Source organism: Bacteroides sp. Marseille-P8574 (assembly GCF_902825465.1).
Classification (GTDB): domain Bacteria; phylum Bacteroidota; class Bacteroidia; order Bacteroidales; family Bacteroidaceae; genus Bacteroides; species Bacteroides uniformis.
This window is the reverse complement of the sequence record NZ_CADEBE010000001.1, coordinates 2,372,745-2,386,718: the sequence shown is the minus strand read 5'-3', so window position 1 is coordinate 2,386,718 and position 13,974 is coordinate 2,372,745. Positions and strand designations below refer to the sequence as shown.

The 13,974-nt window shown below is 43.4% G+C and carries 10 protein-coding genes; all 10 read right to left on the bottom strand.

Annotated elements, in window-relative coordinates; genetic code table 11:
• Nucleotides 1–130 precede the first annotated feature (130 nt).
• The 10 genes from HUX74_RS10015 to HUX74_RS09970 all read right to left on the bottom strand — a co-directional run bounded on the left by HUX74_RS10015 (nt 131) and on the right by HUX74_RS09970 (nt 13,972).
• A complete protein-coding gene (locus HUX74_RS10015; protein ID WP_230583255.1) occupies nt 131–1,243 on the bottom strand; it encodes a BF3164 family lipoprotein in 1,113 nt (370 codons plus the stop codon).
• A gap of 315 nt (nt 1,244–1,558) precedes the next feature.
• The gene (locus HUX74_RS10010) at nt 1,559–3,658 is read right to left on the bottom strand and encodes a family 20 glycosylhydrolase (protein WP_229034792.1); all 2,100 of its coding nucleotides are present in this window, start codon (nt 3,656–3,658) and stop codon (nt 1,559–1,561) included.
• A gap of 23 nt (nt 3,659–3,681) precedes the next feature.
• Entirely contained in the window at nt 3,682–3,981 is a 300-nt protein-coding gene (locus HUX74_RS20755) for a hypothetical protein (RefSeq protein WP_254592855.1), read from the bottom strand.
• A gap of 12 nt (nt 3,982–3,993) precedes the next feature.
• Nucleotides 3,994–5,553 carry a DUF4434 domain-containing protein gene (locus tag HUX74_RS10000; protein WP_057281450.1) on the bottom strand — a complete coding sequence of 520 codons (1,560 nt, stop codon included), beginning with the start codon at nt 5,551–5,553 and terminating at the stop codon, nt 3,994–3,996.
• 30 nt (nt 5,554–5,583) lie between these two features.
• Nucleotides 5,584–6,591: a GRP family sugar transporter gene (locus tag HUX74_RS09995; protein ID WP_057281451.1), complete on the bottom strand. Its 1,008-nt coding sequence runs from the start codon at nt 6,589–6,591 to the stop codon at nt 5,584–5,586.
• Nucleotides 6,592–6,621: 30 nt separating this feature from the next.
• Nucleotides 6,622–7,518, bottom strand: a complete 897-nt coding sequence (gene rbsK, locus HUX74_RS09990; protein WP_174646600.1) for a ribokinase — start codon at nt 7,516–7,518, stop codon at nt 6,622–6,624.
• A 33-nt stretch (nt 7,519–7,551) separates the two neighbouring features.
• Complete coding sequence (locus HUX74_RS09985; protein WP_174646599.1) at nt 7,552–10,329, bottom strand: sugar-binding domain-containing protein; 2,778 nt, start codon at nt 10,327–10,329, stop codon at nt 7,552–7,554.
• Between the two features lie 9 nt (nt 10,330–10,338).
• A complete protein-coding gene (locus tag HUX74_RS09980) occupies nt 10,339–11,226 on the bottom strand; it encodes an ROK family protein (protein WP_229034790.1) in 888 nt (295 codons plus the stop codon).
• Entirely contained in the window at nt 11,226–12,287 is a 1,062-nt protein-coding gene (locus HUX74_RS09975; RefSeq protein WP_035447300.1) for an SIS domain-containing protein, read from the bottom strand. The genes HUX74_RS09980 and HUX74_RS09975 overlap by 1 nt, the downstream gene beginning before the upstream one ends.
• Nucleotides 12,288–12,361: 74 nt before the next feature.
• A complete protein-coding gene (locus tag HUX74_RS09970; protein ID WP_035447789.1) occupies nt 12,362–13,972 on the bottom strand; it encodes a DUF4434 domain-containing protein in 1,611 nt (536 codons plus the stop codon).
• Between the last annotated feature and the right edge of the window lie 2 nt (nt 13,973–13,974).

Below are 13,974 nucleotides of genomic sequence, written 5' to 3'. Positions count from 1 at the left end.
GTAGAATGCCTAAAAAGGATATCAAATCAACACTTCAGTAATTTAATGGATATCAGTTATATACAAATTAAAACATATAATTATACGCTATCCTATTTCTAGTGTATAAGGGAAATACTAGACTATATATCTAAAAAACGACATCAAACGAAACAAATGCAGGTTCTGGCAGATTCCCCAGCCCGATAATCTTATGCAATTTTGTACACAAAGCCATCTGATAGATTCGTTTATCCAATATCAACTTGGCTATGGGTACTCCCGAGTAATTGAAAACCAGCACCTTGTTCGCCATGGATTTTTGCGGGTCATTATAGTCATACTCGCTTAAAAGTTGATCTAAGTACAAAATATAGATATATTGGTCATCCATTGCCAAATCCAACACCTGCCCAAAGCTTCTTGCCTTACTAAACAAGAGGTTATAGTCTTTACATTCATAAAAAGACCGATCAAAATAAAAGTTCCAGTCTTTTACCATGGTTCCATTTTCCAGGTGGTATTTAGCAAGATACGGCAGTTTGCTAGGCGCAAACACCATATGCCCGTCATGCACCGACAGATAACCTTTCAAATTCATCCGTGAAGACTGGACAGAAATTTTGTTCCCCACCGGAGATTCGCCGAACCTCTGTAAAGGCTGCAGATTGGCATCCAGTAAGGAAAAGAAACTACCGTCCTTTCCGCACAATAGGGAGACAAAATGCTGTTCATCCAGTCGTACGAAATTATAATCTGCAGGATTGAGCTCACCTTGCACACGCTTATAAGGAGTTTTTTTTCTGGACAGCTCTTCAATTTCAATAGCATTTCCGTTGCCTTTTAGAGACATCACTGCCAACATTTGTATATTGACATCATTCAAACCGAAGGTGTTTTCGTGAGCGTATGTAATTATTGGCTGTAGGAACTCGCCAGGACCATTTCCCAATGAACCCCAAGTATGGATTTTTTTCATACCCGAAGGAATGGAATATACATGGCAAAAATCATTTTGGGCGACATGCGTCATTACCAAGAATGTATCAACACAGTCAATCCATCCCATATTAATCAGCAATTCTGTATCAGATTGCTCACCATCTACTCTAATCTCCTTATCAAAGGCTGGAAATTCTGTTTTAGATTCGAAGCTACAACTTGACAAGAAGCATAGAAGAATGAATATAATAGAAGTTGTTTTCTGCATAAGTACTTCAAAGCAACATGTAGAATAATCAATGAGCCCTACTTTAAGTTTCACTTTACATCTTATTACATATCTGTTGTAACAAGCTAATGGCTAAAAGTGAAATTTAAAGCAGGCTTAATAATTGCACTTTAGCACTAATCATTATATCCAACCAGGCCTTTTGGTATGACCCAGCAAAATATTTTCACCATAATCTCCGTCAGGATATATTACAACCATTGAATATAAATCAGGGAATTATCACTATCCTTTTTCAACTTCCACATGCTTCAAAGATGAAAAAGCATTAGTGTCCACCAATGAATTCTTACAACAAATTAAAGGCAAAGAATAACCTAAAATGGATCCTTGTAACATGAACTCGAATTACTTTTGCAGTACTTTCAAATTTAACAATTGCCCACTAAAATTTCCAGTAAAAGCTAATGGGAAAACAAGAGTGGACTGGTAGTACACCACCTCCTCGCCAATTTTATAAAGTATCTTTTTATCCAAAGTCTGATGTAGTTTTCCATCAATGTATAAACTTGTAGAGGTATGGTCACCTTTAATCACAATTTGTACCCGTTGACCGATAGGAAACATATAATCAAACTCATTTAAATAACCATCTGACCAGAATGCCAATTTTCCAGACTTTGGGCTACTCTGATACAAAATGGCATTGGAAGATTTAAAAAGCACACTGCCCTTATCTGCGGATTTTGCAGTGAAATCAAAAGCCACTTCATAATCATACCCTATTTCTTCTATCAAAAGCTTTTGATTCCTTTTCAACTTCGAGACTTGAAGCACTTTCCCATCCATCGTTTTTACCTTTGCTCCAATATTCACTCCCGGAGCTTCCGACAAAGCACGACGGCAAGAATCAAACCGTGCGAAAGACAAATCATCCACAGCACCGGTCCACATTTTCAAGCTTAATGTCTGCATAGCAGGATACGCACGATGATGAATGTCCTTGAAAGTAATCCCATTTCCAATGTAATCATTCCATACGGCAAACATTCCCCCTTTCACACGCCTATCATTCCGACTAAATATTCTATCATCAAACATATAGGGTTCCCAGTTATTAAAAATCCACTCTATATTCAGGTAATCGTGGTAATAGAGTGCCGTCAATGGTATTATGTACAATTGGCTACATGCCACATTCACCAATCCAAATCCCAATTCGGCCATTTCAAAGGGATCGGCATAACCATTGTACCAAATGTCCAATAGTACCTCGTCAGACTTCACAGGAAGATCTCCTCTGGCATGCGTCAATGCACCCCATGCCACCGCTTTCTTCCCAAAACCCTCCACATATTTAATGTAATAATCAGTAAAAAAGCGAAACTTTTCAACAACATTAGGATCCGAATTATCGTATTCATCTGTACCAATATGCACTTCTTTACCCCTAAACACCGGATTTTCTCCACCTAAATACTCTGCAAACAAGCTGTCCAAGAACAAATAAGTCTCCGGATTAAACAAATCCAGGTGATCCTCTCCGTACTCCTTACTAGCAATTTCCGGCTTATAGCGCGTAAAGGCCAATGAATGCGCAGGCACATCTATTTCCGGCAAGACAGTCACTCCATACTGCTCGGCTAACATCTGAAGTTCAACAAATTCTTTTTTTGAATAATGAGCCCCCTCCGTGGCCAATCCCGGAAACACGGTACTTTCTAATCGGAAAGCCGCGGGTGTTTGCGACCAGTCATTGCCATAGAACTTTTTAAAGCCGTTGTCATTCAAATGAATCTGGAAACAATTCATTTTATAATAGGACATTATCTTCACATAATCCCTCAAAAAGCCAATGGGGACAAATTTACGTCCTACATCCAACATAAATCCACGCTTAGGATAATTGGGCCAATCTACAGCCACTCCCTGCGGCACCGCCCCATCATACTGTTCCATCATTTGAAGAATGGTCCGAGTTCCCCAAAACACTGCCTGCGTCGTTGCACCCGTCAACACCATCCGATCAGACACATCCAAATAATACTTCTCCCGATTCTCTTCTGTTTCTTTTCCAGCCAAAGTCAAAAAAATATCTCCCGAGCAGGCAGAAACGCCTTCCGCCACCTTATATTTCCTGCCAAACATCACTGCTAAATCTTCGGCAAATGTGTTTGCCACCGGATTGAGTTCTGCTGCATAGCGGGGGTCCAACACCAACCGACACGATGAGCGCCAATAGCCATCCCCGCCTTTCCACTCCTGTAATGCCGGTATCACAAATGGCCTAGAATTTTCTGCCTTTAGCCCTGGCACAAATAGTATGCAAGACACTGCTCCCAATAACACACCTGCCTTAAACACCTGCAACACTTTACCAAAGAGAAACTGCCCCAAAAACAAAATAGTCATTTTCACATCACGAAATATCCACCTCATGTAGTTTGGTCCAAAAACATCAATCCAAGCATTATGCTTGGTAATCCATCTATCCAAAGCAAATTCCATACTATTTATTTTAAAGTTTCAGTTCACTCTACAAGAGTGATTTTTTTTACAAAAGTAACTCCATGATAAGGGACTTGTGTCCAAAATCCCCCTTTATACTCCCCTAAATCCTTTTGATGCCACAAATCACGAACAGAGACTTTTTCTGTATTTCCAAAGCTGCACCATAGACTATTAATCTGTGGAACCTCAGGTGCTTTGGGGGTTAGGATATATTTCTCCTTTGCCATCGATTTTGACCAAGAAGGAATTGGTGCAATTTCCCCGCGGCCTACACAAGCAAGAAACAGCCACACCGTTAATAAACACAAACTCACTCTCATCTCAACTGGTCTTTATTTTATCACCGGATTAACAAACAACTCATCCATATACACTTGTTGCGAAGCTTCGAAAGCCACCTTCATATAACGGATGCTTTCATCCAATTGATCAAATAACAAGTTTTCAATCCATGCATCATGCCGATTGTTCGGGAAATGGGGAGTATCCTTGATAGAAGCTAATCTATATTCTTTTCCATCCAACGAAGTGAACAGATAAACTTTCAGCGGCATACCTATTCCATCTAAATTATAGTCCAGCATACGAAGCATGACTTTCCGTAGTCTGGTCTTTTTCTGCAAATCTACCACAAGCTCATGATAACCTTTCTCGAATTTCACCCAACGGGCATCTTTACTGTCTTCCTCGGCAACCCTGCCATCAAGCAATGCCTTCAAATCCGCTTTTCCCAACACCATGTCAATGGTAGCCCCGTTAGCCAATCTCTCCATAAAGGCAGCTTCGGCCAATTGCCAGCAGCCAATCCGCCTTTTCCAGGCCATATAGTCATTGTATACTTTATGTGACCACACCGGTTGCCCCAACTGATAAGTTGACGTGGGGCTTTCTATGATTCCACAAACCATAAATGAGATAATCCTGTCAACCCCTGCCACAGAAGCAGCCACTTGTTGAGATAAAAGACGCGGATAAGCGGCAGGAATCAAGGCCGAAGAACGGTCGTTGGTTCCCTGTTCCCAAGTGAAAGTCTCACAATTGGCCCACATCTCAATATTCAGACGGTTGTGGATGTCTCTCAACCGTTTCCAAGTCTTCTTTAAGCGAGGCAACATGAATTTATCGCGTACACAGCCCACTTCGTCCTGATAGGCTATGATGTCGACTTTCAGCTTTGCCAATTGTTTCTCATACTCCGGATTATCAAAATCAGACAGTCCGATACCATAAGGAGAAATCAGTGTCTTCTTATCCGGAGTCAATGCTTTTGCCTTTTTGGTCAATGCATTAACCGATTGTACAGCATGTTCTGCAAAAATGGGGCAAAGACAATCCTCTACCGGCAAATACCAGCCATAAAAGGCTTTATGATTTTTATAAAAGACGGCCAGTTCCTCCATAATTTGCAATTGGCGTTGTTTGATAGCAGGATCCTGCAAATTATCATCCTGGTCTTTTGCCCATCCAGTACTCATAAAAACCTTCATGTCATATCGGGCAGCCTCATCAAGAATGGCTTCCACAGGACTCTGTTTATCTTTATCATACCACCAGGGCATTAATTGAGAGGGATAATAAGCCTTACCCTCATTGGCAACTTCCATGAATACCAGATATTCAATGCCCATAGCTGACAGTTCCCGCACTTTAGCTTTCCATAATTCCGGATCCGTATTATCAAAACTCTGCGGATTGGTATATCTATTACGTACATCCTTATATGCCAGATTTATCCAAGTACCAGTAATGGGCTTCACCCTCAAAACAGATTCCTTCACCTTCTGTTTTCTCTGTCGGCCAGGAACATCATTGCCAGCAAAAACTACTGCCGACGGCAGTACGGCTGATATCATCAGTACCCCCAATAGGATTGGCAGAAAAATCCTCTTCATAATATACACATTTTTTTAATTAATAAAAGATCAATTGCCACCGGACGTAATAATTAACGCCAAACCTAAAATAAAGAGAATAAACATCAAGGCAATCAATAGATTAGTAGATTTAGAAGCCCCTTTGAATTCCTTCCAAATAAACACCCCCCATAATGCGGCAACCATCGTAGCCCCTTGTCCCAACCCATAGGAAATGGCAGCACCGGCTGTTCCGGCAGCAATATAACTGCACGCTGTTCCCAACGCCCAAATGGCACCCCCCAAAATACCAACCAAATGAGTATTCATATTTCCTTTGAAGTATTGACTGTAAGCCACAGGCACCCCCGTAAAAGGTTTCCTCATTAACAAAGAGTTGAATAGAAAGTTACTGATAAAGATACCTATTGCAAACACAAACAAGGCAGAATACGGAGTCATCATACCAACAGCAGGCGATTCCAGATTTTCCAAATCCATAGCAGCGGCGACAAAACGATAGAAAAACGCCATCAGAATACCAGCGCAGACAGCAATCAGAACTCCTCTTTTTCGGACAGTCTGACCTGATACTTCAGAAACTTTACTGGAAGCAATCCCATTAAAAACAATGGCCAACACAATCAAGAAGACACCCCCAAAAAGAGTGACAGGATCCCCCTTCGGTACACTAAAGTAATTGACAAATACGCCTAATACCAACGCCAACCCCACCCCTATCGGGAAAGCAACCGACATACCAGCCAACGACATGGAAGCCGACAACAATATATTCGAGGCATTGAATATGACGCCACCCAGAAAAGCGCTCCAAAAATTCTCCATACCAACTTGCTGCAAGTCCTGCATAAATCCGCGTCCCCCTTCTCCAATGCTGCCCAGTGTCAAGCCCCAAACCAAAGAAAAAAGAAGTATACCAATCACATAATCCCAATAGAACAATTCATAGCGCCATGTTTGGGCTGACAATTTTTGAGTATTTCCCCATGATCCCCAGCATAACATCGTGACCCAGCACAACGCTACCGCCAATCCGTAACTTTCAACTATAAACATAATCGTGATATTTAATATTGTTTTTAATGATTACAACTCTTCACGGTAAGGAATAGAAGACTGGGCTCCCATTCTGGTTACAGCTATGGATGAAGCTTTTGAAGCCATCACAGCAGCTTGTTTCAAGTCCATGCCCTCTGACAATCCTACGCACAAAGCCCCATTAAACGTATCTCCGGCAGCTGTAGTGTCAACAGGCGCCACTTTGAAAGCATCTATACGATAAGAAACGCCCTCTTCCCTTATAAGACATCCTTTCGAACCCAAAGTGATAATTACATTCTTTACCCCCATCGCGCAAATCTCTTCCGCCACTTTCTCAACATCGGCATCATTGGCAATCTTTATGCCCGTAAGCATCTCCGCCTCGATGCGGTTCGGAGTGACCATGTACAGATGCCGGAACAATTCTTTGGGAAGACTGCGGGCAGGAGCCGGATTCAGCACCACCTTCACTCCTTTCCCGAAAGCCTTTCTGGCAGCATACTCCACTGTTTGAAGCGGAATTTCCAATTGCATCAAGAGGATATCTCCCTCACACATTTCCTCCAACATTTTATCCACATCTTGTTCGTTCAACAACATGTTGGCACCGGATGCCACTACAATACTATTCTCCGCATGATCGTCCACGCTGATCAGAGCTACTCCGGAAGCAGAATCTTCATCGAGAGCAATATATCTTGTATCAATTCCTTCCTTTTTAAAATAACCGACAGATTGCCGACCTAATACATCATTCCCCAATTTTGCCATAAATATCAGATTGCCGCCCAATCTCTTTATTGCAACAGCCTGATTTGCTCCTTTTCCACCCTGGTTCATAAAGAATTCCCCTCCCAGAATCGTCTCACCGGGAGCAGGCAGATGAGAAGTTCTCACCACCATGTCCACATTGGAACTGCCAATCACTATAATTTTTTTCATAACACTATATTATAAATAAATTCAATCTATTCATCATCGTGCCCGGAAGAACACAGGAGGTGTATCTCCGGCATCGGATACTGCCACACGAGCCGTTATTACCTTTTCATCTCCCGGAAAGAGCGTAATAAAATTGTCACTCCAGAATACCGGATTAATCTCCTTACCCCGGACGTCCAGCAAAGTCAGATGATTGAAATGGGACAAACGATCCGATTCGTTCTTCAAACAAATAGAAAAGACATATTCCCCTTCCTCTTTGGTAACTTCAACCTCCTCCTTCAATTCCGGTTTCTCCATAGAAGTGAACCAAAAGAAATCCATATGCTGGGAATAGAACCAATATAGGTTCTCGGACAGAAGTTTACCGTATTTATCATGCAGCTCCAGCTTCACAAAGTAATTATAAGAGTATTTTCCACACCGGGGCACCGTAACAATCTCCTGATAGCAATCGGGAGAAACAGTTATCCGCTGGGAGTCCTCCCAAGCCACTTCCATGTCATTGTTGATAACTTTAGCCGTCACTTTCACGTCTTGCAGTGTCTGATGGGAGGCATTAATCACAGAAACCCTGAAATCATTCGCATTCAACTGTACGTGCACCGGTTCCATAGCTTTTTTTGCAAAATAATAAGAAGCATTGGGAGCCAGATACCAGTCGTATATCTGCCAGCACACATCGGGCCAGCAAGAATTAATCTTCCAAATCATCACACCGGAAGTAATATCCCACATCCGGTGATTAGCCGCTTCAAACATAGCGCGATAACCATCGGCACTCAGAAACTGGGCATTGTCGGCATATTCTTTTGCCGTCTTCGGATCACCGAACATTGTGCGAATGGCATTGTCATAAGAGCGATAGCAATAATTACTTACATCCCAAGCACCATGTTCAGCCCAAATGCTATCCAATGGGAAAATAGGGCTGTTTACATTAGCCGTACTCTCCGCGGTAGGAATAAATTTCCGGAGGCTGTTGTACGTCGGCATGGAAGGCATCCCCAGTTCATTGCGGAACATCTGCAAATGGACCTCACGCACTTTATCAAAGAAGTAGGAAGAAGGCGCCCAATTATAGTCGGGCGCACCGTCATCCGTCGTACCTGTTGGCAGATCTTCTTTCAGATAAGGAGTCAAGGCGTCTACATCCCAATGAAAACTGGTAGTCGGAAGATAAACACGCGTAGTATCGATACTCTTCACTTTCTCCTTGGTCAGCTTGTACAAGCTTTCATTCATCAAGACCTCATTGGCTCCTATCCATGAAATAATAGAAGGGTGATTGCGATAGCGGAGCATCATATCTTCCACTCCTGCCACCGCCAGACCATGATCCAGAGGATTGTCAGCAGTTTCAGTTCCGGGAGTCATACGGAAACATTGATAGAAAACATGCCACCACATCAGGCCATATTTGTCAAAACTTTCAAACCAGGTTTCAGAAGGAGACGGCATATCTTCACTGCCAATCAGGTTGATGTTCGCCTCTGCCATCAAGCGGGCTTCATCATAGATACGTTTTTCAGATTCCTCCAACAAGATGTCCGGCTGTATCCAACCGCCCTTACAGAATATCCGCTTGCCATTCACATAATATACACGACCACATTCATCTCCCACCCGGTTCAGTCCACTTGCCACCTCACGGATTCCGAAATCAAACTCTTTGGTATCGGACACTTTTCCACCGATGCTAAAAGACAGTTTCATGTGATGCAAGTATTGCTCGCCATACCCATTCGGATACCACAAATACGGGTTTTCTATCAGCAAGGAAGGAAAGTCCTCAGGGGTCAGTTCCACTACTTTTCTCTCACCGGCACGCAGGGCTACTTTCTTCGTCAGCTTGATTGGCTTGAGGTATCCCTCCATATGCTTGGTATAAGTGGGAAATTTGACTTCGTTGATTAATGTAATCCAAGCATTCACCTTTCCCTCGACAAGCTTTGCAGAAGTATTCCTCACTTCAAGTTTAATATTGACCTTTGCAAGCCCAGTGTCAACCTTCATAGGCATGGTAGTGGACTTTGGTAAAGTAGTGATAACAAAAGGATTTTCAATCAACACCTCGTCCGTGGCTTCCACTATCACTTTCTGGTAGATACCCATATTCCGGTCGCGAACCACGGGAGCACAATCCCAGCCACCGGATATCTTCAATGTCTCATCCTTAAAGATATCGTAGGAATGTCCGCGTACAGGACCGAATACTTTCAACTGGGTGCCGGGAGTCGGGACGCCCGGATGATCCACCTGATAAATTTTTATCGCAATACAATTGTTGGCTCCGGCACGGGCATATCCGGTTATATCAAGTTTAAAGCGACGAAACATACCCACAATATCTTTTTTATCAGCAACCTGACGACCATTTACCCAGACATCTGCCCGGTAGTTGATGCCGTTCAAGGTCAGCCATACCTTCTTGCCTTTATATGATTTGGGAAGAACGACTTCCGTACGATACCAGTATGGATCTTGCCAAGGATTACGGCCACTTTTCAGGTAGTTGTATTTAGATAGATCCATCCGGGCATTAAATTCATCCGACACATCCGGAATCAGGTAATTATTCAGGCCGATTCTCGGATCAGGATATACGTTTTCCTTCACCAAAGCGTTCAACACGGTAGTGGGCACAGTGGCCTGATACCATCCGGCAGTGGGATAAGACAATTGCGAAACCTCAGCAGCTCCGGCGTTTAGCTCGGAAGAATTGATAATCTTCCAGTTCTCCAGTTCAAGAGATTGAGCATTGACAAACAACATGTTACATATCAACAGTATAAAAAAGAGTTTTCTCATAGTTTCTTGTTATTTTAATATTAATGCAGCCGCACCAATAAATCCGGCATTGTCTCCCAAGGCTGCAGGCAGCAAAGTAGTATGCCGGGCTGCTGAACGACAAATGAATTTACGAAATAGCCACTCTGCCTTGTCCCAGTATAAATCGGAAGATTTCAGAACAGATCCACCTATGATGACAATTTCGGGATCGGTAATATTCACTGTCCATGACAAAGCATGAGCTAATGCCTGGGCAAAAGCATCCCATACCTGCAAAGCCATTTTATCACCGGACCGTGCCAGTTCGGCTATACGATAAGCCGGCAACTCCTCCTTTGTATATTCTTTATAAAGACGGGTGACGGCATTGCCGGATACATAATCTTCCAATATCCCTTCTTTATAAGGTGATGTCCATACTTCTCCAGCACAACCGGAATGCCCACGCCATACTTTTCCTCCATTAATCCAAGCACATCCTATCCCCGTTCCTAAAGTGAAACCCAGGACTGAACCGGCATTCCGACCCGCTCCCCATAATGCCTCTGCATAAATCAGCGCATTGGCATCATTATCAAGGATCACCCGCAACGGAAATGCTTGTTCAACGGTGTCTTTCAACGGAAAATAGTTCAAAGTGGGAAGATTCTCAACATCCAGCAGTATACCTTTATCTATATCGAGAGGTCCGGTACACCCGATACCAATGCCCTGAATATCGTAATCCGCAGCATCAGCCAGAATATTTTTCAACAGAGAAAACAAATTGGCAATAATTACTTCGCCGGGTTCTTTCGGATTAGTTGCAATAGTACGGGGAGAAGCATAAACCAATCCCTCTCCGCCAACAATACCCGCACTGATCTTTGTGCCTCCGATATCGACTCCTATAGCTACCTTTCTTCGTCCCATCATTATTCTATTGAAGTCACTTTAGCACCATGTGTAAAACTGCCGGGCACTAGTTCCATTTCTTCCGCCCAAGCATTCACTATCAGCTGAACAGGAACAATGGACGGAATTGCAAACAAATCAGGGTCTCCGCAATGAACATTGATTTCCAGCAAATTCACACTTTCAATGCCGGAGGAGATATCCGACACCAGGATCACTTTACCATTAAAAGACAGAACATCAGCCATAAGCCTGATGCTCTGCCGATAAACACCGGACCGTGAATGCGCATAAATGATACAGATAAAGCCAGGGCCTACCATCTCTAGTGGGCCGTGGCGAAACTCACCGCCCAACAAAGCTGAAGCCGGAGTCTTGGTAGCCTCCATAAACATCAGGGCGGTTTGGGCAGCGCTTGCAAAAACCGTACCCCTGCCTATCACTTGAACAAACGGATGCCCACTTAAAAAAGCGACCGAACGGGATAAATAAATCCCCCCTTTCTCAAGCTGAAGACCGACTTCCCGAACGACACTATCTAAAAGAGCATTATCCACCCTGCGACCATCCAATGCTCCTGCAAGCAGATACACTACCAGATAGGTGGTGATAAATGTCTTCGTAGATGTCATTTCCTCCCTCCCAGCCTTACATAGCAGACTGAGAGTAGCCATCGCCGCTAAAGAACTTCCAGACTCATTTGTGACCCCAACCACTGTCAACCGTGAATGATGCCGTTCACCAAGTTGTTTAAGCAGTTCAATCACCTCATAGCTCTCGCCTGACTGTGAGATAGCAACCAATAAAGTGCGCTCTGTCAGAACTGAAGACTGAAAATGCAATAGCTCCCCGGCATTGATAGCAAAAGCGGGTATATTATAAGCGGTCATCATGGTCGCGGCAGCTTGCGATACAAAATAAGAACTTCCCATACCGGTAAGTACTATTTTGTCATAGTCACCGGTTGTCCACAGAGTACAGACAGCATCCAAACGCTCCTTTCCTTCTCTTGAATGATAATAGCCAAGAGTACGTTCCAACATTTCCGGTTGTTCTTGTATTTCTTTGATGAACTGATTCATAAAAAATATTTGTTTTTTATTGATTAAACACTACCAATTCCGCTAATGAGCTATTTTATTGCATCAGCAATAGGTCATTTTCCTTCAATATACCTCTTATAACCTTCATAAGTGTCCGTTCCCGGCTTAAAGGTAGCCCAACTGAAATTCGTAATATGATCGGTAAACATTCCGGCAACCCTTAATTGTTCTTCCAACTCTGACCAAGGCTTGGTACGCATTGTAATCTTCGGACACCAGCATTCCTTAAACGACTCGATGTCTACCCCGAAAATCACTCCGTTGGCATCGCAAGCTTTCTTTATTTCGGCAAACCAATTGGGCAGATCCACATCAAAGTCCACCAGACAACGTCCGCCTATGTCCTGAAGATAAAGAACATCAATATCGGGTGTTTGGGCAAATATCTTACCGAACCACTCCCCACAAAGATCGGCCGGCATGCCACGCCACAAGGCAGGAGCGATGCAGACTTCCTTGGGAGATTTCGACTTTATATAAGCCGCCACCGTCTGCAAATAGTTGGCCAGCATGGAGAGTGAAGGTTCTTGCTGCCACCCCACGGGATAGGAGCCATCGTGAAACTCTTCCGTTATATACCAACCATCCAGGCAGGGATGATTTCCCCAAAGGGCAAACAGTTCATCAAAGACCTGCTTGTTCCGCTCTACGAGGAAGTCGTATTGCTCGGGGCTTGCAGTGTCTTTTTTGCTATAATCACCGGGATAAAGCCCTACGATAAGCTTCATTCCATTCTGCTTGGCAGCCTCGAACATCCGGTTCATGATATCATATTGTTTCGTGACCCAAGGAAGTTTTGTTGGAACATAAAAAGAAGTTTTTTCTTCTGCACGGTCATTGAACCCCTCGGCATACTGTATAATCCAGGTATCAATGCCCACCTCTTGGCTTGCTTTAAACTCCTTATCCCAATCGGTGTTTTCATATACCCCGTCCAATTGAATAAACACACTGGAAAACTTTGGAGTCCCTTTGAACTCGGGAGCATAAGAAGTCAACTGCTCCAGATTGTCAATGCAGAACGAACCGGTACACATTACACCCTCATCATTGGTCACTTCTATCCGATACCCCTCAAAGCGGTTCAGCATCAGTTTATTATCCCCCATATCATGTCCCTTGACAAAAGTAAAGGCTTCGTATGGCATCACCACCCGAGTCCACTCTTCTTGAGTCAACACCTCTTTGTCCACATATTCAAAGAATTGCCAGCGCCCTTTGTCGTGCAGTGTCCCCTGGGTGAACATGCCTGCATCTTGAATTATCATAAAACGGAATGTACCCTTGTTGTTCTTATTACCCTTCACCCAAATGGAAAGTCCCAGAGGATGAAAAGATAAATCACTGCGGTAGTCTCCACCACTTTGCTGGATATACACCGATTCCGCTTCGGAAGAATTGCCGGAAAAAGAGTATCTGATTTCAAAACTTCCTGCACCTTCTACACAGTCATCACTGACAAAACGGTCTATCGAACTTTTAGGCGAGGCAGGAGTTACCTTCATATCATACACCACACAATTCATCTCATCATAAGCGTTCAATGTCTTCACAGCACGAGCTTCTGTCAAGATATCCTCGCTTGTGGGGAGCTGCTTATTGCTGCAAGCTGCCATACATAGCAACAAAGAAGACAAGGTTGCCAGAATCATTCTTTTTTTCATGG